Genomic DNA, 16,966 nt, shown 5'->3' with positions numbered 1-16,966 from the left:
CTGGAGCGCGGTTTTTTGATTGCGCTGCAGCACGCCGGAATCGAAGTGGCGCGGATCAATCCTCGCCAGGCGCGTGACTTCGCCAAGTCGCTGGGCCAGTTGGCCAAGACTGACCGGGCGGACGCGGCTGTGCTCAGAGATCTGGCGAACGTGCTGGCACGTCATGAGAAGCGCAGCTGTTATCTGGCGCCCCAGCCGGATGAGCAGCGGGAGATTCTCAAAGACCTGATGGTCCGCCGACGCCAGCTCGTGGAGATGCGGGTCGCCGAGAAGCACCGCTTGGAGGTGGCCCGCAAGACCATGGCCCGCAGCATTCTCAGCAGCGTGAAGTTCCTGGACAAGCAAATTGCAGCGTTGGACAAGGAAATCGACGATCACATCAACGATCACTTCGACGGTATGCGCGAGTTGCTGACCAGCGTAAAAGGGGTCGGCCCGGTAACCACAGTGGCGCTCATGGCTGCTCTGCCTGAGCTGGGCCGACTGGATCGGCGCGCCATCAGCAAACTGGTGGGCGTTGCGCCGCTGTCGTCCGACTCAGGCAAGCATCGAGGGCAGCGGCATGTCTGGGGAGGACGAGCCCCCGTGAGAGCGGTCCTGTACATGGCCGCGCTGGTAACTTGCAGGCGAAACCCGGTCATCCGCGCGTTCTACGAACGGCTTCTCGCAGCGGGCAAGCCCAAGAAGGTGGCACTCGTCGCCTGCATGCGCAAGCTGCTGACCATCCTTAACGCCATGGTCCGGGATAACCGGGCCTGGGATGTACTGAAGGGGCAGATCACAGCCACTTCAGCTTGATATTTAAGACGGTTGCTAATACTTACGGAAATGGGGCCCCAAGTCCCTTCCCCATATCCCACCGCGGCAGATGGAAAAAATACTTCTGGCCAGGAGTGAGAGTCGTGGGGCTCTTTTCCAATCTCCGTCGTTTAGGGTCACCGGGTGACCACCGTGAGGGCAGAGGGTGCGCAGAGGGGAGGGAGAGGGTACGTTGAGGTACGGTCAGCGAGCGGGGTCAAGCCGCTTCCGTGGATGCGGTTGCGTCCTTGGAGTCGTTGTCAGTGAAGCCCTTGAACCGACCCTTTCGCAAGTGGATGAGCAACAGGGAAATCGACGCGGGCGTAATGCCCGAGATTCGGGAGGCCTGCCCCAAAGTCTCCGGGCGATGCTTGTTCAGCTTCTGTCGAGCCTCGAAGGAGAGGGCCGTGACAAGACCGTAGTCCAGATCCTCCGGCAGTCGCAGATGCTCGTAGGTGGAGGCGCGAGCCACATCGTCCTGCTGCTTGCTGATGTAGCCGGCGTACTTCACGCTGATCTCGACCTGCTCGACCACGGCTTCCGCCAGGGTGTCGCCAAGATGGTCCGACAGCGCGGCTCGCGAGACACCCGCATTCGGACGCGCAATGGAGGCCACTTCCTCAAGAGTCGTATAGCTCACACCGGGGCGACGCAGCAGGTCGATCAGGCTGTATTCGCGCTCAAGGGCTTTGCCCACCAACCGTTCGGCATCGGCTGCCGGCAGGATGTTGGGATTCACCCAGGTGGATTTCAGCTTCTCTGTTTCACGTGAAACAGCGTCGCGCTTGCGGTTGAAGGCGTCCCAGCGGAGGTCGTCCACGAGGCCCATCTCGCGACCGACTTCGGTGAGACGGAGGTCGGCGTTGTCTTCCCGAAGTTGCAGGCGGAACTCGGCCCGGCTGGTGAACATGCGATAAGGCTCGGTGACACCCTTGGTGATGAGGTCGTCCACGAGGACACCCAGGTAGGCTTGGTCGCGGGTCGGAACCCAGCTGGGTTTGCCTTGCACCTGCAGTGCGGCGTTGAGGCCGGCGAAGAGACCTTGAGCCGCCGCCTCCTCATAGCCCGTGGTGCCGTTGATCTGTCCTGCGAAGAAGAGGCCCTGGATGGCACGGGTCTCGAAGGTCGACTTCAGTTCGCGCGGATCGAAGTAGTCATATTCGATGGCATAGCCCGGCCGCAGGATGTGCGCCTGCTCCAGACCTGGAATGGACTGGACCGCCGCCAGCTGGATGTCGAAGGGCAGGGAAGTGGAGATGCCGTTCGGGTAGAACTCGTGGGTCGTGAGACCTTCCGGCTCCAGGAAGATCTGGTGCGAATTCTTGTCGGCGAAGCGGTTGATCTTGTCTTCGATCGACGGGCAATAACGCGGGCCCACGCCCTCGATGACGCCGGTGAACATCGGGCTGCGGTCGAAGCCGGAGCGGATGATCTCGTGCGTGCGCTCATTGGTATGGGTGATCCAGCAGGGCAGCTGCTTCGGATGTTGGCCGGCATGGCCCATGAAGCTGAACACCGGCACCGGGTCCAGGTCTCCGGGCTGCTCGGCGCAGCGGGAAAAGTCGATGGTGCGGCCATCCAGGCGCGGTGGCGTGCCGGTCTTGAGTCGCCCCTGCGGCAGCTTCAACTCCTTGAGTCGGCCCGACAGGGTGACCGCCGGCGGATCGCCCGCGCGGCCAGCCGCATAGTTGTCCAGGCCGATGTGGATGCGGCCGTCCAGGAAGGTGCCGGCGGTCAGCACCACGGCACGGGCGCGGAAGCGCAGGCCCGACTGGGTGACGGCACCCACCACTCGGTCGCCTTCGACCATCAGGTCATCCACGGCCTGCTGGAACAGCATCAGATTGGGCTGGTTCTCCAGGCGCTGGCGGATGGCTGCTTTGTAGAGGATGCGATCGGCCTGGGCGCGGGTGGCACGGACCGCGGGGCCTTTGGAGCCATTGAGGATACGGAACTGAATCCCGCCCTCGTCAGTGGCCGCCGCCATCGCACCGCCCAGCGCATCGACCTCCTTGACCAGATGGCCCTTGCCGATGCCGCCAATGGACGGATTGCAGCTCATCTGTCCCAGGGTCTCGATGTTGTGGGTGAGCAGCAGGGTGCTGACACCCATGCGAGCCGCAGCCAGCGCGGCTTCGGTGCCGGCATGGCCACCACCAACGACGATCACATCGAACTCTTTGGGATAAAGCATGGCAAGTACCCTGGCGCGGCAGACAACTTCGACATCGCATTCCGCGGGGTCGCCGTCAGCCGTCGGTGGCCAGGTGAATGGAGGCTGGAGGGAAGGGCGCCGATTTTACGCGGGGCTGTGGATAAGTCCCAGCAGAATGGGTATCGGCGCCGGGCCTCGCAGCGACAATTGGCACGATGGAATGCCGTCCTTTTTGCGCCGCCTGTTGCATCGCACCATCGATCAGCAGTGCCATTCCCGGCATGCCACAGGGCAAGCCGGCAGGGGTGCGCTGTGTGCAGCTGGACGATCAGAATCGCTGCCGCATCTTCGGTCACCCCGAGCGGCCCGAAGTCTGCGGATCGCTGATGCCGAGCGAGGACATGTGCGGAGACAGCCGCGAGCAGGCAATGCGCTGGCTCGGATGGATGGAAGAGGCGACTGCGCCGCCATTTGACTCCCGTGGATAGCCACCACGGATGACCTTCGTGGATGACTCCGCCGAAAGCCGTGACCGCATTGCCCAGAGCCAGTCATCGCTGATGCCGCTGACCTTTCGCGCCAGCCACTCCAGCCTGCAGGCCCAACCCCTCCCGGTACGGAACCCGACGCGATTGCGCGCCAGATGCCGTGGTCGAGCCTGCAAGCGGAGTCACTCCTCCCTGATCGCCTGAATCCCCGCGCCGGATGGGAAGGGTCTTGGCCCCATAAGTCCGGACGGCTCAGGCGTCGCGCGATGACAGCGGTCAATGGACAGCGGTGAAAAAAGTGAAACCCAGGTCTGCCTGCGAGCAGCCTGGGTATGGGCGCTATCAGCGCCCCATGACACTGCCTTCATACGCGGCGTTCATGCGCCCTCACGGCGCCTAACGCGACGCGCTGAAATTACCAGGTGCCCTTGGGCGTGGGGTTGGTGTCAACAGCCGCCACCGTGGCAACCGGATCTTCATTCCAGGTGCCCTTGGGCGTTCCGCCGCCAACATGGACCAGGACTTCCAGGTCCAGCTCGACCAGCGCTTGTTCTTCGGTGTTGGAAATGACAGAAGTTTGTTGGGCTTGCATGAGAGGCTCCAGATTCGGTGGGGTGCATCACTTCCGGTGAGCACAGGTCCTATTGAATCAGCGGCCATCCGTCCGCATAACTGTCAGCTCTTACAGTGTTTCCGGGCTTTCGGACCGGGCAGCATCAGCGAATCAGGCCCAGCCTGAGTGCCTTCAGCACCGCCTGATGCTTGTTGGTACAGCCCAGCTTGTGCATCGCATTGTTGATGTGCAGCACCGCCGTCCGCTCCGTGATGGAGAGGATGGTGCCCACTTCCCACGCCGTCTTGCCTTCCATCGTCCAGTGCAGGCACTGGAGCTCACGGGGCGTCAGTCGCGGTGCATCCACATCGCTCACCGCGTGGGGATGCGGCAACAGCACCCGCAGCGCTGCATCCACCGCATGCACGGCAAACAGCTGCAGATCCGCCACCATCCGGGTGAGCGTCACCGGATTGTTCGGTAGCGTCTGTTCCCGGTTCACACCCAGCACGAAGTGCCGACCTTCCGGCAGGTGCAGGGCGAGCGAAATGCCCACCTTGTAGCCAAACTGGGCTTGCGCCTCCCACAGCTCGGGGGCGTCGTGCTTCTGGTAGGTCTGCTGGTTCCAGACGATGGGCACGCTCTGCCGCTTGCAATGCTGCATGACCGGGTCTTTTTTGCCCAGCCGCGGGTCATTGAAGATGCTGGTGAAGCCTGCTGGTGTGTTCTCCACCGCAATGAAATCTGAACTGCCCATGGCGCGATCCACGACCAGAATGGCCGAGAACCGTTCGAAGTCCAGATCATTCGCGAACCGCGTGATCTCGCTCCGGAATTCATCCCGTGAGCGCGCCTCGAGCACTGACTGGTATCCGCCTTGCAGCATCGATCGCCTCGGCCTTCATGGCCGTCCCTTGTATCTGGCCTGCAGTGTGCCTGAAGCGCCGTGACGCATGCACGCCCTGCTAGGGTTTACAGCTGGCGGTGGGGGCACTTCCTGCCCACACTGCTGGGCATGGGAGCACCCGCCCGCCAATCAACTTAACAATTCCGACAATGACTCCAGCCTGGATTGTGTACGCATGGCCGCGAATATTGTGTGATGTGCAGCGGCTTCCCCGCATGCAGTTCGCGCATTTGAGCACGCGCGTGCTGGTCGTGGGAGACGAGGAACAACCAGCCATGGGGCAAACCCTGTGGTCTGGGGAATCGGAGCTGGGGGCGGCCGGTGTGGCCTGGGACTGGGTCTGCATGCCGTATGGCATGGTGAGCATGGTCGACCCGATGGCATTGGTGACGAACCTGCAGTTCCTCAACCGCGCCGGGGAGGTGCTGGCCCCGCTGGAATCGGCGATTCAGCTCAATGGCATCGTGCACACGCTGCCGTGGCAGCAGCACGTGCAACAGGCTCTACAGGCGCCCGCAGGCCACTGAGGCCCACCTTGGGGCGGCCCGGCGGTGGCCCTCTAGGCGAACCGCCAGCCCGGCTTGCACGGCGGTCCTCGTGGGCCGCCGTGGCCTGTGGCTTAGCGGGACACTGCGGCGCGCATCGAACGGGTGACGAACAGCAGGCCGGCGAAGGTGAGCAGGGCGCCCACCACAATGCTCGGCATAACCTTCATCAGCGTCAGGGGCTCGCCCTTCAGCACCGTCATCATCAAGGCATTCTGCGCCAGGCCCGGAATCCAGAGGTGCCAGTTGGCCTCGGCACCCGGATTCATGATCGAGACCATCGGCGTCAGTGACACCGCCGTCATGACGAGCGTGGCGCTGGCCTGCGCTTCCTTGAAGGTCTTCGTCCGGATCGCCAGAGCCATCAGCACCGCCGACAGGCCCGCGCCCAACGGCATCTGCAGCAGCAGGAACTTCACCGCCTCCGGCCATCCAAACTGGAACATCGCCTGCAGACTGTCACTGCGCATGAGCTGCTGTGCGGGCAAAAAACTGATGTTGGAAAGCAACGCCACCATCATGCCCATGAGAAACACCGCCCCCCACTTGCCAGCCACGATCGCCCCATGCGGCGCCGGATTGACCAGCAGCGGCTCCAGCGACCCCCGCTCACGCTCACCCGCCGTGCTGTCCAAAGCCGCCGTCAGCGCCCCATACAGCACCGCCATCATGATGAACATCGGCAGCATGACCGTGATCCGCGTGGCCCGCGCCTGCTGGCTCGCCAGGTCCCGCTCCTCCACCTTCACCGGCCGCAGCTGCTCCGTGCTGATGCCCCGCAACGCCAGCAGCAGCGACGCCCGCTCCTGACCAAACCCCTGCAGCAATCGGCTCAAGGTGCCCACGCCCGACGAGGCCCGCTGGTTGGCGCTGTCACTCACGATCTCCACCGTGACCGGCTGCCCACCGGCCAGCATCACTTCAAAATCCGCCGGAATGACCAGGATGGGATCCCCCAGCTTCGCGCTGCGCAGCTGCGCTTCATAGTCGGCCGGCGGCGCCTTCACCGTGTAGGTCTGCCGCTCCAGATAATTGCGCAGGGTCGGCGCATGCTCAATGCCGATGACCTGGATCTCCCGCTTCTCCGCCCGCTCCTCAAAGGAAGCGACCAGCCCCGACATCATCATCAGCATCAGCGGACCCATCAGCAGCGCCGGAATCATCAGACGCAGCAAGGTGCGACGGTCTCGCATCGCATCCACCACCTCCTTGCGGAAGACAGTGAAAAAAGCTCGCAAGGTGGCGCTGTTCATGCGGACATCTCCTGTGCAGCCAAAGGCGCCACCTCGGGAAAGGCCAGCGCCACAAAGGCATCCTCAAAGCGGTCGGTCGAGGTGCGGGCCTGCAGCTCCGCCACCGTCCCCGTGGCCACCGACCGGCCCTGCGACATCACCACCACCTGGTCACACAACTGCTCCACCTCCTGCATGATGTGGCTGGAAAACACGATGCACTTGGCCCCGCCTGCCGGCGATCGCAGATGCCGCAGCACCTCCCGCAAAGCACGCGTGGCCACCACGTCCAGTCCATTGGTCGGCTCATCCAGCACGATGTTGGCCGGGTCATGCACCAGCGACCGCGCCAGCGCCGTCTTCATGCGCTCCCCCTGGCTGAAGCCATCGGCCCGCCGTTCCAGGATGCCGCGCATGTCCAGCAGGTCCGCCAGCGCTTCCGCACGGGCCTGCGCCTGGTCGGTCACCATGCCCTGCAGCCGGGCGTAATAGACGATGTTCTCCCGCGCCGACAGACGCGGATAGAGCCCATGCGCATCCCCCAGCACGCCCATGCGCGCCAGCGCGGCGCGCGGCTGCTGCAGCACATCGATGTCATCGACCTGGATGCTGCCCTGGTCGGGCTTGAACAGGCCGGCCAGCATGCGCAGCGAAGTGGTCTTGCCGGCGCCGTTGGGGCCCAGCAGGCCGGTGATCACCCCGTCGGGCGCACTCAGGTCGAGATGGTCCACCGCCACCACCGTGCGCTTGCCTCCGCGCTTGAACAGCCCGCCGCCGGTGCGGGCCTCGAATGCCTTTCGCAGGCCTTGAATACGGATCATCGGGCGGTCTCCCGGGACGAGGGCACCACAGCGGTGGAGGAGGGGACAAACGAAGACGCTGGCGCCGCCGATCGCGCATCACGCGCCCGGTCCGCAGCACGTGCGGCCGAAGCCGCCGCTTCCACCGTTTCGGGCGTCGGAGGCAGGAACACCGTCGGGCGCGGAATGCGCTCGGCGCAGGTGGCGTCCACCTTCAGCGCGTCGGCATCCTCCTTGGCATCAATGAATCTGAACAGCACGTCCTGCATGCAGCTCAGAGAGAGGGCCACGCCGTGCCCCGCCTGCGGCACCACCACATGGCGCGCCTGGGCACCCAGCGCCTGGGCCACACGCGCACCATGGCGCGGCGGTGTGGCCGGGTCGGCGCCACCACTGAGCAGCAGCACCGGATGCTGTGCCGGGGGCAGGGTGTAGAACGCCGCCGGGACCTCGCCCCGGGGCCAGGCCTTGCAGACCCGGGCGTACTGGTCGCGGTCCAGCGTGCCGAAGTCGCCGCCCGGCGCATCGGTGGATGCGGCCAGACGCGGCGCATCCTCGGCGCAGATGACCGAGAAGTGCATGCCGGTGTACAGCCGCGCCGCACCGCCGCCGCTCATAATGCCGGTCAGCGCGCCCAGCGCATTGAAGCGGCCCTGACTGGCTTCATGCAACGCCTCCGGCAGCGCGGACGCCAGCGTCGGTGAATACAGCGGCGGACGCACGGCCGACATCAGCGTCTCCCGCGTCATCGTCACCTCTTCGCTGCGAAGGGTGACCGGATGCTGAAGCGTGACCGTGCGCGGCAGGCTGCGCAGCAGCGCCTGCCAGTCAGCCCGCAGGTTGGGATAGCGGGTGCGGCAGGCCGCATCCGATTCACAGTGGCTGAAAACGGCGTCCAGCGCCGCCTGGCTGTCCTGCGAGAACGACACCGGCAGCACCATGTCCGGCGGCGCCACCCCGTCGAGGATGCTGCGGCGCACGTGCTGCGGAAACTGCCGCTGGTAGTCCAGCGCAGCGCGCGTGCCGTAGGACGCGCCCAGCAGATTCCAGCTGGGGACCGCGAGCGCCTGTCGCACCGCGTCGAAGTCCTGCATGGCGATGACGGTGGTGAACTGGCGCAGATCGCCATAGGGCAGGGTCTGCAAACGCTGCCGGCACTCGTCGAGCAGGCGCTCCCGTCGACCGGGCTCCAGCGCTTCTTTCAGCGTCTGCGGCGTATCGTCCCGGCAGTCCAGCGGTGCCGATCGACCGGTGCCACGTTGATCGATGAACACCAGGTCGCGCCGGTAGTTGAGCCGCGACAGCCGCGGCATCACCATGCCCGCCAGTGAAATGGCACTCTGGCCGGGACCGCCGGCCAGCAGCACCACCGGATCCGGTTGCTTGTTGCGGGCCAGGGCCGGCACCACCACAAAATGCACGTCGATGCGACGCCCTTGCGGCTGGGCCGGGTCGAGCGGACGGCTGATGCGCCCGCATTGGACTTCGGTCGACACCCCTTCAATGCGGCAGGGGCGAAGCTCCGAGCCGTCAGCGGGCGCGGGGCTCGAGGCCTGCGCCGCTGCCCATGCCGGCAGCCCGGCCAGGACGATTGCTGCCGCCAGGGCGGGGATCCGGGCGCGGGGCGCAGCGCGAAGCCGCGGCGTCGGTCGGGCAGGGACCGGGTCGGCGTCCGACCGCGTCCATTGAACACTCACCATCAAAGCGCTCCTCCGTGCAGAATGCGGGCCGATTATGTGCATGCCGGGGGGCGCCTCCGCATGCAGAGCTTCCCTGCCACCCACCTCCCTGCGCCCGTGCCGTTGCTCCACGGCACCGGTCCACCTTTCGGGTGATTGCCCGAAGCTGCGCCCGCCGATTTCGCGCCCATTCCCCGTCGCTTTCCCGTCGCTTTCCCGTCGCTTTCCCGCCGCTTCCCCGCCGCTTCCCCGCCGCTTCCCCGCCGCTTCCCCGCCGCTTCCCCGCCGCTTCCCCGCCGCTTCCGCCAACGGATCGACAAACGCCCGTGGATGAAACCGGGCATTGCGGGTGGCCGCAAGGCCGCGTAAGGTGCCGGCTTTCCCCCCGCGCTCCCCTGGAGCCGTCACCGAAGGAGACCCCATGAAGCTCTACTACAGCCCCGGCGCCTGCTCGCTCTCGCCCCACATCGTCGCGCGTGAAGCGGGCCTGGACATCGAGATCGTCCTGGCCAGCACCAAGACCCACAAGCTGCAGGACGGCACCGACTTCTACACGCTCAATCCCAAGGGTTATGTGCCGCTGCTGGAGCTGGACAACGGTGAACGCCTGAGCGAAGGCCCGGCCATCGTGCAATACCTGGCCGATCAGGCCCCTGCCAGCGGCCTGGCGCCCGCCAACGGCACCCTGGAGCGCTATCGCCTGCAGGAGTGGCTGAACTTCATCACCAGCGAGCTGCACAAGGGCTTCAGCCCGCTGTTCAATCCCGCCATGCCGGAAGAGGCGAAGGCGCAATTCCGCACCAAGCTGCTGGACCGCCTGTCGTGGGTGGACAGCCAGCTGGAAGGCCGCAGCTACCTGATGGGCGAGACCTTCACCGTGGCCGATGCCTACCTCTTCACCGTCACCGGCTGGGGCCGTCTGGTGGGCGTGGACGTGAGTCCCTTCGTCCGCCTGGTTGCCTACCGCGACCGCGTGGCCGCCCGTCCGGCCGTACAGGCCGCACTGAAGCAGGAAGGCCTGCTGAAGTAAGCCCCCGCGCCCGGACCCTCGCATGTGCTTGCTCGCATTGCGCATGACGCGCAGCGACCGTCCGGGCCACAATATTTCCTTTGCCATCCGGGCCGCCGGTGATCCCGCTGCGGCCCGCGCCCGCCATGACCCGTACGCTTTCGATGCACCGCGCCCTGCGCGTGACCCTGCTGGCCGCTGCCGTGACCACGCTGGGGGCCCTGACCGCCCACACGCCGGCCGCCATGGCTGCCGCCGCCCAGAGCAGCGCCGCCATTGCGTGGCAGGAAGCCTCGGGGGATGCGGACATCGACCGCGCCTTCCAGCAGGCCGCCTCTGAAAAGAAGCCGGTCCTGCTCTACTGGGGAGCGAAGTGGTGCCCGCCTTGCAATCAGCTCAAGGCGACGCTGTTCAACCGGGCCGATTTCATCGAGCAGTCGCGGGCCTTCGTGGCCGTCCATATCGACGGAGACAACCCCGGCGCCCAGCGCCTGGGCGCGCGCTTCAAGGTGCGCGGCTATCCGACGATGATCCTGTTCAACAACCAGCGCCAGGAACTCACCCGGCTGCCGGGCGAGGCGGATGCCGCGCAGGTGCTTCAGGTGCTGCAACTGGGCCTGGCCGGCGGCCGACCGGTGAAGGCGGTCCTGGCCGATGCGCAGGCGGGCCGCAAGCTCTCCGCCAGCGAGTGGAAGCTGCTGGGTTTTTATGGCTGGGATACGGACGAACAGCAGCTGGTGCCCGCCAGCCAGCGGCCCGCCCTGCTGGCACGGCTGGCCCAGGCCAGCCAGGGTGTGGACGAGGACACCAGCACCCGGCTGTGGCTGAAGGCGCTGGCGTCCGCCGGTGAAGGGGGTCAGCCGCCCAAGGCCGATGCCGCGCTGCGCAGCCGCATCAACCAGGTGCTGGCCGACCCGGCTGCCGCGCGGGTGCAGGTCGACGTGCTCGCCAATTCCGCCGACGACATCGCCGTCGCCCTCGCGCCGACCGCCGGTGCGGACCGGCAGGCCCTGGTCGCCCGCCTCGACAGCGCGCTCAAGCGTTTCCAGGCTGACGCCACCCTCTCCCGCGCGGACCGCCTGCAGGCGCTGCTGGCCCGGGTGGAACTGGCCCGTCTGGACCAGCCCAAAGCCGAGCTGCATCCCAAGCTGGACCCGGCCCTGCTGGCCGAGGTGAAAGCCACCGCCGCCCGCACCGACCAGGAGGCGACTGACGGTTATGAACGCCAGGCGGTGATCACGTCTGCTGCGCATGTGCTGGGTCGCGCGGGCCTGTGGGCCGACAGCGACGCGCTGCTCAAGGCCAGCCTGGCCAAGAGCCACTCGCCGTACTACCTGATGAGCTACCTCGGCGGCAATGCCCGCAAGCAGGGCCGCACCGAGGAGGCGCTGCGCTGGTACGAGGAAGCCTTCAACCGCAGTGAAGGTCCGGCCACCCGGCTGCAGTGGGGCTCCAATTACCTCAGCGCGCTGGTGGAGCTGACGCCGCAGGACAGCGCCCGTATCGAAAAGGCGGCTTCCCAGCTGCTGGCCGAGGCGGAAAAGGACAAGGGCGCGTTCTACGAGCGCAGCGCCCGGTCCCTGCAGAAGGTGGGCAGCCAGCTGACAGCCTGGAATGCCAAGGGCCAGCATGACGCCAGCCTGAAGCGCCTGCGCACCCAGCTCGACGGCGTCTGCGCCAAGCAGTCGGAAGCGTCGGACAAGGCGGTCTGCGAGGGGCTGCTGAAGAAGGGCTGAGCCCGGAAGCGCGTCCGAAGCGCGTCCGAAGCGCATCCAAGGGGCGTCCAAGGTGCGTCAGAACCCGTCCTGTCCGTTGTCCAGGGGCAGGGCGCAGGGGGAAGCCTTCGCGAGCGCCATCCAGGTACCAAAGTCCGGCCGTTGCGCCCGTCGCGGGGCCGGACGCGCCAGCTCCAGCTGGATCGATCCGCGGTCGGTCCGGGGCTCATGCGCCAGCAGCACGCCGAACGGCTCCGGGATCTCCTGGGGCTCGGCAATGCCTGCCTTCAGCACATACCAGCACTGGCTGCTCAGGGCCAGATAGGCCTGCGCCTTGGCCGGCTTGCGCAGTTCCCCCAGCAGATCGGCGCGGCTGACCTTGATCTCATGCACCGTCGGCTCGAGGTAGTCCTCAACGGTGGTGTTGCGCACGGAATAGAGGTCGGGCATGGCGTTGACCCAGCGCATGCGCTCCGGTTCGTCCTCCCGCGGCAGGCCCGCCCGCAGCGTCAGCCCACGCCAGACCACCCGACCGGCCCGCTGCAGCTCCACCGCTGCGCGCTCCACCAGTGCCTCATGCCGGTCCCGCAGGGCCCGGTTCTTCTGGAAGCCGGCATGCAGCACCGCGATGCCGCTGTCGGTCAGCCGCAGCGTCTCGCGTCCGTGTCCATCCCGCAAGCGCTCCAGCCAGCCGCTGGCCAGCAGTTCAAGCTCGAGCATGTCCTGGCAGGGCCAGCCCGCCGAGCGCCACAGCTGACGCAACCGGCGCAATTGCGGCGTGGTGGGAACGAGGGGCGTATCCGGATCCATGACGCCATCTTGCCTGCAAAAAAAATGGCCACGCCTCTTGCGAGGACGTGGCCAACAGGGAGGATCGGGTTGGGCGATCCGCCGTCAGCAGTCAGCGATCAGCGATCGCGCAGCAGGGTCACGGCAGGGCTGTTGTTGATGTCGCCCAGCACAAACACGGAGTAGTTGTTGTTGGCGGTCAGGGTGACGTCACTCTTCGAGAACAGCGAGGCTGCGGTCTGCGAAGCCGTCACCGACACCTGCGCGTTCGTCACGGCGGGGGTCTGGGTCGCGGTGGAGGCGCTGCCCGGCACAACGTTCGAGCCGTAGGCGGCGTAGTTCACGCGCAGGTCCACACCACCGGTGGTGTTGCTCAGGCCGTTGATCACGCGGATCTTGGCGTTGACCGTGCTGTTCGGCAGCTTGTTGTCGTCAGACAGCAGGCTGACCGACGGCGAGGCGGCGGTCCCGTAGACCAGCATCGTGTAGTCGTTGCCAGCGGTCAGGGCAGCAGCGCCGGTGCTCACCGGGTTGCCGTTGACGGTCAGCGCGACGGCTTGCGAGCCGGCCGTCACCTGGGTGTACGAGCCGATGGCCGGGGTGCCGGCCGAGGTCAGCAGCGGCACGCTGCCCACGCTACCCGTGATCAGGTTGCCCGACGGCAGGCCAGCCACCAGACGCACGCGGGCGCTGGTGTTGGCGTAGTTGGTCACGTCGCCTTCCTGGATCACCTGCATGCCGTTGACCAGCACGCCACCGTTGGAGCCGGTGAGGATCAGGGTCGACACGCCAGCATCCGGCAGCGTCAGCGACGGGATGGTCAGACGCACGTCGGTCTTGTCGCCCGCGGCGGTGACCACGAAGCGGAAGGTGCCCGACTTCAGGGAGGCATAACCGCTGCCACCGCCAGTAGCGATGCCGCTCGCCACGGTAGCGGCGTCGTCCAGGTTGGTGGACGTGGTGACGGTTTCGTAGACATCCAGCGCGCCGGCGTCAGGCGCCAGGTTCAGGATCAGGAACTTGGACTTGCCGGCATCCGGCTTGTCCTGGTTGTCCTGCAGCAGCGTCGTGCGCACGGCGCTGGTGGTGCCGTAGGCGATCAGCGTGTACTTGGTGCCCGAGCTCAGGGTGGGCGTCGTCGAGGACAGCGTGCTGCCCACGGTCGAGTTCTGGATATAGGTGCCGGAATCGCTGGTGCTCACGCTGGCATAGCTGCCGGCCTTGGCATAGGCCACGGCGCTGTTCACCACCTTCTGGTCGGTGCCCACGGCCATGTCCAGCGCGCTGTAGCCGATGCTGGCATTGAGCAGGCGCACGTCGGCATTGCCGCCATCACCGCCGCCGCCGCCGCAGGCGGTCAGCAGCGCCATGGAGGCCACGCTCAGGCCCCAGGCCCAGGTCTTGAATCGCATCGTCCGGGTCTCCACTCGTTTCGGAGCATTGGACGACGGGCTTGTTGCTAAGGCTTGTTGCGTCATGGCAGGTGTGTGAAGTTCGAAATCAATCTGGACACAGACCGCGAGTGTATTCAGGAAGCTCTGTCCAGGCGGGTTAAGAAAGGGTTTCTGCTAAGAAAAGGCCCGCACACGCGGCTCGTCCCGGATGGGCGAATGACGCACAAAAACCTCCGTACAGAGTCCAAATAACAGACTTGGCGACCGAACCCATCTGTTGCAAGAAATAAGAGAACGTAAAACGTGTAATCCTGCAGCGAACCGCTGACTGCGTGAGATCCAAGGTTGGCATCCGACAAGCTGGCCCGCCCATACTCCGCCGTCGTGCGAGGAGGGAGGGGCCGCTACCCGCAAGCCCAGCGGGCGATGACGTCTTTTGCGGCGTCCCCCGCCATAAAACATAGGTGAGCCATGCGCATTCGCCTGAAGCAATGGGGAAGCAGGTCCGTGTCCAGTCCGGTGCCAGTCTTGAGCGTGGTGCTGCCGATGGCAGCTAGCCCGGCCGTGGCCGCGCCGTTGTCTTCGGTGCAGGCCTTGATGGGGGCGGGCGGCACGGTGTTCTGGCTGGGCGCCACCTGCGTGGTGGGCGGCATTGCGATGGGCTGGATGGTCAGCCTGTTCTTCCAGCAACGGGAGCGGCTGCGGCGCCGGCGGGATGAACTGCGACGGGTGCGCCGGGAGCGCGCACGGCTGAGCGCGCTGCTCAATGCCATCCCCGACCCGATGTATTTCAAGGACGCCGAGGGCGCCTACGAGGGCTGCAACCCGGCCTTCGAGCGTCTGGTGGGCATGACCGAAGGCGAACTGCTCGGTCGCCGCGACGAGGAACTGCGCCGCCCGCTGCACTGGAACACCGGCAACGACGGGGGCCGGTCGCTCAGCTGGCGGGTCGACGAGCAGGGTCGTTCCCGCTGCCTGGACGTGCTGAGCGCCGAGGTGCGGGATGAAGATCAGGCGCTGGGCCAGGTCGCCATCGCCCGCGACGTGACCGAACTTCAGCGGGCCACCGAGGCGGCTCGACGGGCGGCGACCGTCTACGAACACTGCGGCGAAGGCATCATGGTGCTGGACGCCGAGCTGCGCATCTGCGATGTGAACCCGGCCCTGTGCGCCATTACCGGCCGGACGAGGGAAGACCTGCTGGGCAAGCGGCCGCTGATGCTGCGTGAAGGCGATCAGGATCCCGACAAGCTGCGTGAGCTCTGGGCAGAGGTGCAGCAGCACGGCAAGTGGAGCGGAGAAGTCACCGAGCGCCACAGCAACGGCGACACCATTCCGATGTGGGCCACCTTCGTCAAGGTGCCCGGCGAAGCGGCAGGGCCGGACACAGCCTCGCAGGTCAGCTACCTCAGCGTGCTGACCGACATCTCCCGCATCAAGATGACCGAGGCTGAGCTGCTGCATCAGTCGCTGCATGACAGCCTCACCGGATTGCCCAATGCAGCGCTGCTGCGGGACCGCATCGCCCGCCAGATTGGCACCGCGCAGCGGGACCAGACCTGCGTGGCGGTGCTCTACATCGACCTCGACGGCTTCCGGGACGTCAACGACATTGCCGGCCATGCCGCAGGCGACCAGGTGCTGCTGACCGCTGCGGCCCGATTCGTCAATGTGGTGCGTGTCTCCGACTCGGTCGCCCGGGTGGGGGCCGACGAATTCGTGGTGGTGCTGTCGGGTCTGGTGGACGAAGAGACCGCGATGCGTCTGGGTGACCGGCTGATCCAGGCAATGGACGAGCCGATCGTCATCGACCATCACCGCTTCAATGTGGGCGCCAGCGTAGGCCTGGCGCTGTTCCCGGCCGACGGCATTCAGGTCGACGAGCTGCTGCGCAATGCGGAAGTGGCCATGTGCCGGGCCAAGCTGCAGGCGCGGGGCTCGGTGCAGTCCTACCGACCGGAGCTGACGCAGGCGGTGCAGCAGCGCTTCGAGCTGACCCATGCCCTGCGCCAGGCCAACGAGGCGGCGCAGTTCCGGCTGGAGTACCAACCGCAGGTCCGGCTCTCCGACGGCAGCCTGATCGGCGCCGAGGCGTTGCTGCGCTGGCGGCATCCGACCCGCGGCCCGATCTCCCCGGCCGACTTCATCCCGCTCGCGGAAGAGACCGGCCTCATCGTGCCGATCGGACGCTGGGTGCTCGAGCAGGCCTGCGCGCAGGTGGCGCGCTGGCAGGGTCAGGAGGGCAAGCCGCAGCAGGTGGCGGTGAACGTGTCGGCGCGGCAGCTGCGGCAGCCGGACTTCATCGACACGCTGGATTTCATCCTCACCGAGACCGGTTGCCCGCCGCAGGCGCTGGAGCTGGAAGTCACTGAAAGCCTGCTGCTGGAAGATGCGGAACAGGCCATCAGCCTGCTGAGCCGGCTCTCGCGGCGCGGTGTCCGTGTGGCCATCGACGACTTCGGCACGGGCTATTCGTCGCTGGCCTATCTGAAGCGCATGCCGGTCAGCACGCTCAAGATTGACCGCAGCTTTGTGAACGAGCTGGGCAGCGATGCCAACGTCGCGGCGATTGCACGGACCGTCATCGTGCTCGCGCGCAGCCTGCAGATGGAAGTGCTGGCCGAAGGCGTCGAGACCGAGGAACAGGCGGAATGGTTGCGCCGGGAAGGCTGCGACTGGGCGCAGGGGTGGCTGTATGGGCGCCCGATGCCGTCGGAGAGTTTTGTCACGACGCCACCGCCGGAGGCGCTGCGTCGTCCGCCGGTCAAGCGGCTGCAACTGGCCTGAAGGCCGCACGAGTGTGACCGGATCGGCACGGCCCCTGGCGGCGTGCGTTTCGGGTCGCATTCCAGACGCTAAGCTGCGCGTTCTTCGGCCGCGCCCCTGACCTCCGGGTGGCCTG

14 protein-coding genes are annotated in these 16,966 nt (G+C 66.4%); 6 read left to right on the top strand and 8 right to left on the bottom strand.

All coding sequences use genetic code 11. The features are described from left to right. Positions 1–798, top strand: a 798-nt coding sequence (locus FHS28_RS11920; RefSeq protein ID WP_184294642.1) for a transposase, incomplete at its 5' end; no start/stop codon positions are given. A 217-nt stretch (positions 799–1,015) separates the two neighbouring features. Here the strand turns inward: FHS28_RS11920 and mnmG are convergent. Beyond that, positions 1,016–2,992 carry a tRNA uridine-5-carboxymethylaminomethyl(34) synthesis enzyme MnmG gene (gene mnmG, locus FHS28_RS11915; RefSeq protein WP_088452410.1) on the bottom strand — a complete coding sequence of 659 codons (1,977 nt, stop codon included), beginning with the start codon at positions 2,990–2,992 and terminating at the stop codon, positions 1,016–1,018. A gap of 176 nt (positions 2,993–3,168) precedes the next feature. On the opposite strand from mnmG, the gene FHS28_RS11910 reads away from it, so the two are divergent. After that, the gene (locus tag FHS28_RS11910) at positions 3,169–3,441 is read left to right on the top strand and encodes a YkgJ family cysteine cluster protein (protein WP_088452412.1); all 273 of its coding nucleotides are present in this window, start codon (positions 3,169–3,171) and stop codon (positions 3,439–3,441) included. 415 nt (positions 3,442–3,856) lie between these two features. Here FHS28_RS11910 and FHS28_RS11905 read toward each other — a convergent pair whose 3' ends face one another. Beyond that, a complete protein-coding gene (locus FHS28_RS11905; RefSeq protein WP_184294640.1) occupies positions 3,857–4,033 on the bottom strand; it encodes a hypothetical protein in 177 nt (58 codons plus the stop codon). 124 nt (positions 4,034–4,157) lie between these two features. After that, entirely contained in the window at positions 4,158–4,880 is a 723-nt protein-coding gene (locus tag FHS28_RS11900; RefSeq protein ID WP_184294638.1) for a helix-turn-helix transcriptional regulator, read from the bottom strand. Between the two features lie 236 nt (positions 4,881–5,116). Between FHS28_RS11900 and FHS28_RS11895 the strand changes: the two genes are divergently transcribed. Next, positions 5,117–5,428 carry a DUF4902 domain-containing protein gene (locus tag FHS28_RS11895; RefSeq protein WP_088452416.1) on the top strand — a complete coding sequence of 104 codons (312 nt, stop codon included), beginning with the start codon at positions 5,117–5,119 and terminating at the stop codon, positions 5,426–5,428. 92 nt (positions 5,429–5,520) lie between these two features. Here FHS28_RS11895 and FHS28_RS11890 read toward each other — a convergent pair whose 3' ends face one another. The 3 genes from FHS28_RS11890 to FHS28_RS11880 are packed head-to-tail and all read right to left on the bottom strand — an operon-like array spanning position 5,521 to position 9,178. Further along, the gene (locus FHS28_RS11890; protein WP_088452418.1) at positions 5,521–6,699 is read right to left on the bottom strand and encodes an ABC transporter permease; all 1,179 of its coding nucleotides are present in this window, start codon (positions 6,697–6,699) and stop codon (positions 5,521–5,523) included. After that, positions 6,696–7,499: an ABC transporter ATP-binding protein gene (locus tag FHS28_RS11885; protein WP_088452420.1), complete on the bottom strand. Its 804-nt coding sequence runs from the start codon at positions 7,497–7,499 to the stop codon at positions 6,696–6,698. The genes FHS28_RS11890 and FHS28_RS11885 overlap by 4 nt, the downstream gene beginning before the upstream one ends. Continuing rightward, positions 7,496–9,178, bottom strand: a complete 1,683-nt coding sequence (locus tag FHS28_RS11880; RefSeq protein WP_088452422.1) for an alpha/beta hydrolase — start codon at positions 9,176–9,178, stop codon at positions 7,496–7,498. Before FHS28_RS11880 ends, FHS28_RS11885 begins: the two co-directional genes overlap by 4 nt. 400 nt (positions 9,179–9,578) lie before the next feature. On the opposite strand from FHS28_RS11880, the gene gstA reads away from it, so the two are divergent. Next, positions 9,579–10,187 carry a glutathione transferase GstA gene (gene gstA / locus FHS28_RS11875; RefSeq protein ID WP_088452424.1) on the top strand — a complete coding sequence of 203 codons (609 nt, stop codon included), beginning with the start codon at positions 9,579–9,581 and terminating at the stop codon, positions 10,185–10,187. A 125-nt stretch (positions 10,188–10,312) separates the two neighbouring features. Further along, positions 10,313–11,902 carry a thioredoxin fold domain-containing protein gene (locus FHS28_RS11870; protein ID WP_246409932.1) on the top strand — a complete coding sequence of 530 codons (1,590 nt, stop codon included), beginning with the start codon at positions 10,313–10,315 and terminating at the stop codon, positions 11,900–11,902. Between the two features lie 57 nt (positions 11,903–11,959). On the opposite strand, the gene FHS28_RS11865 is transcribed toward FHS28_RS11870, so the two are convergent. After that, positions 11,960–12,691, bottom strand: a complete 732-nt coding sequence (locus FHS28_RS11865) for a hypothetical protein (protein ID WP_088452427.1) — start codon at positions 12,689–12,691, stop codon at positions 11,960–11,962. Between the two features lie 98 nt (positions 12,692–12,789). Next, positions 12,790–14,082, bottom strand: coding sequence for a DUF4397 domain-containing protein (locus FHS28_RS11860; RefSeq protein ID WP_184294636.1), 1,293 nt, complete (start codon positions 14,080–14,082; stop codon positions 12,790–12,792). A 528-nt stretch (positions 14,083–14,610) separates the two neighbouring features. Between FHS28_RS11860 and FHS28_RS11855 the strand changes: the two genes are divergently transcribed. Further along, positions 14,611–16,851: a putative bifunctional diguanylate cyclase/phosphodiesterase gene (locus FHS28_RS11855; protein WP_184294634.1), complete on the top strand. Its 2,241-nt coding sequence runs from the start codon at positions 14,611–14,613 to the stop codon at positions 16,849–16,851. Positions 16,852–16,966: the final 115 nt, after the last annotated feature.

Origin of the sequence: Roseateles terrae, from assembly GCF_014192155.1 — a bacterium.
Lineage (GTDB): Bacteria > Pseudomonadota > Gammaproteobacteria > Burkholderiales > Burkholderiaceae_C > Roseateles > Roseateles terrae.
Note: the sequence above shows the minus strand (reverse complement) of the source record. Positions and strands in the feature narration are given on the sequence as shown.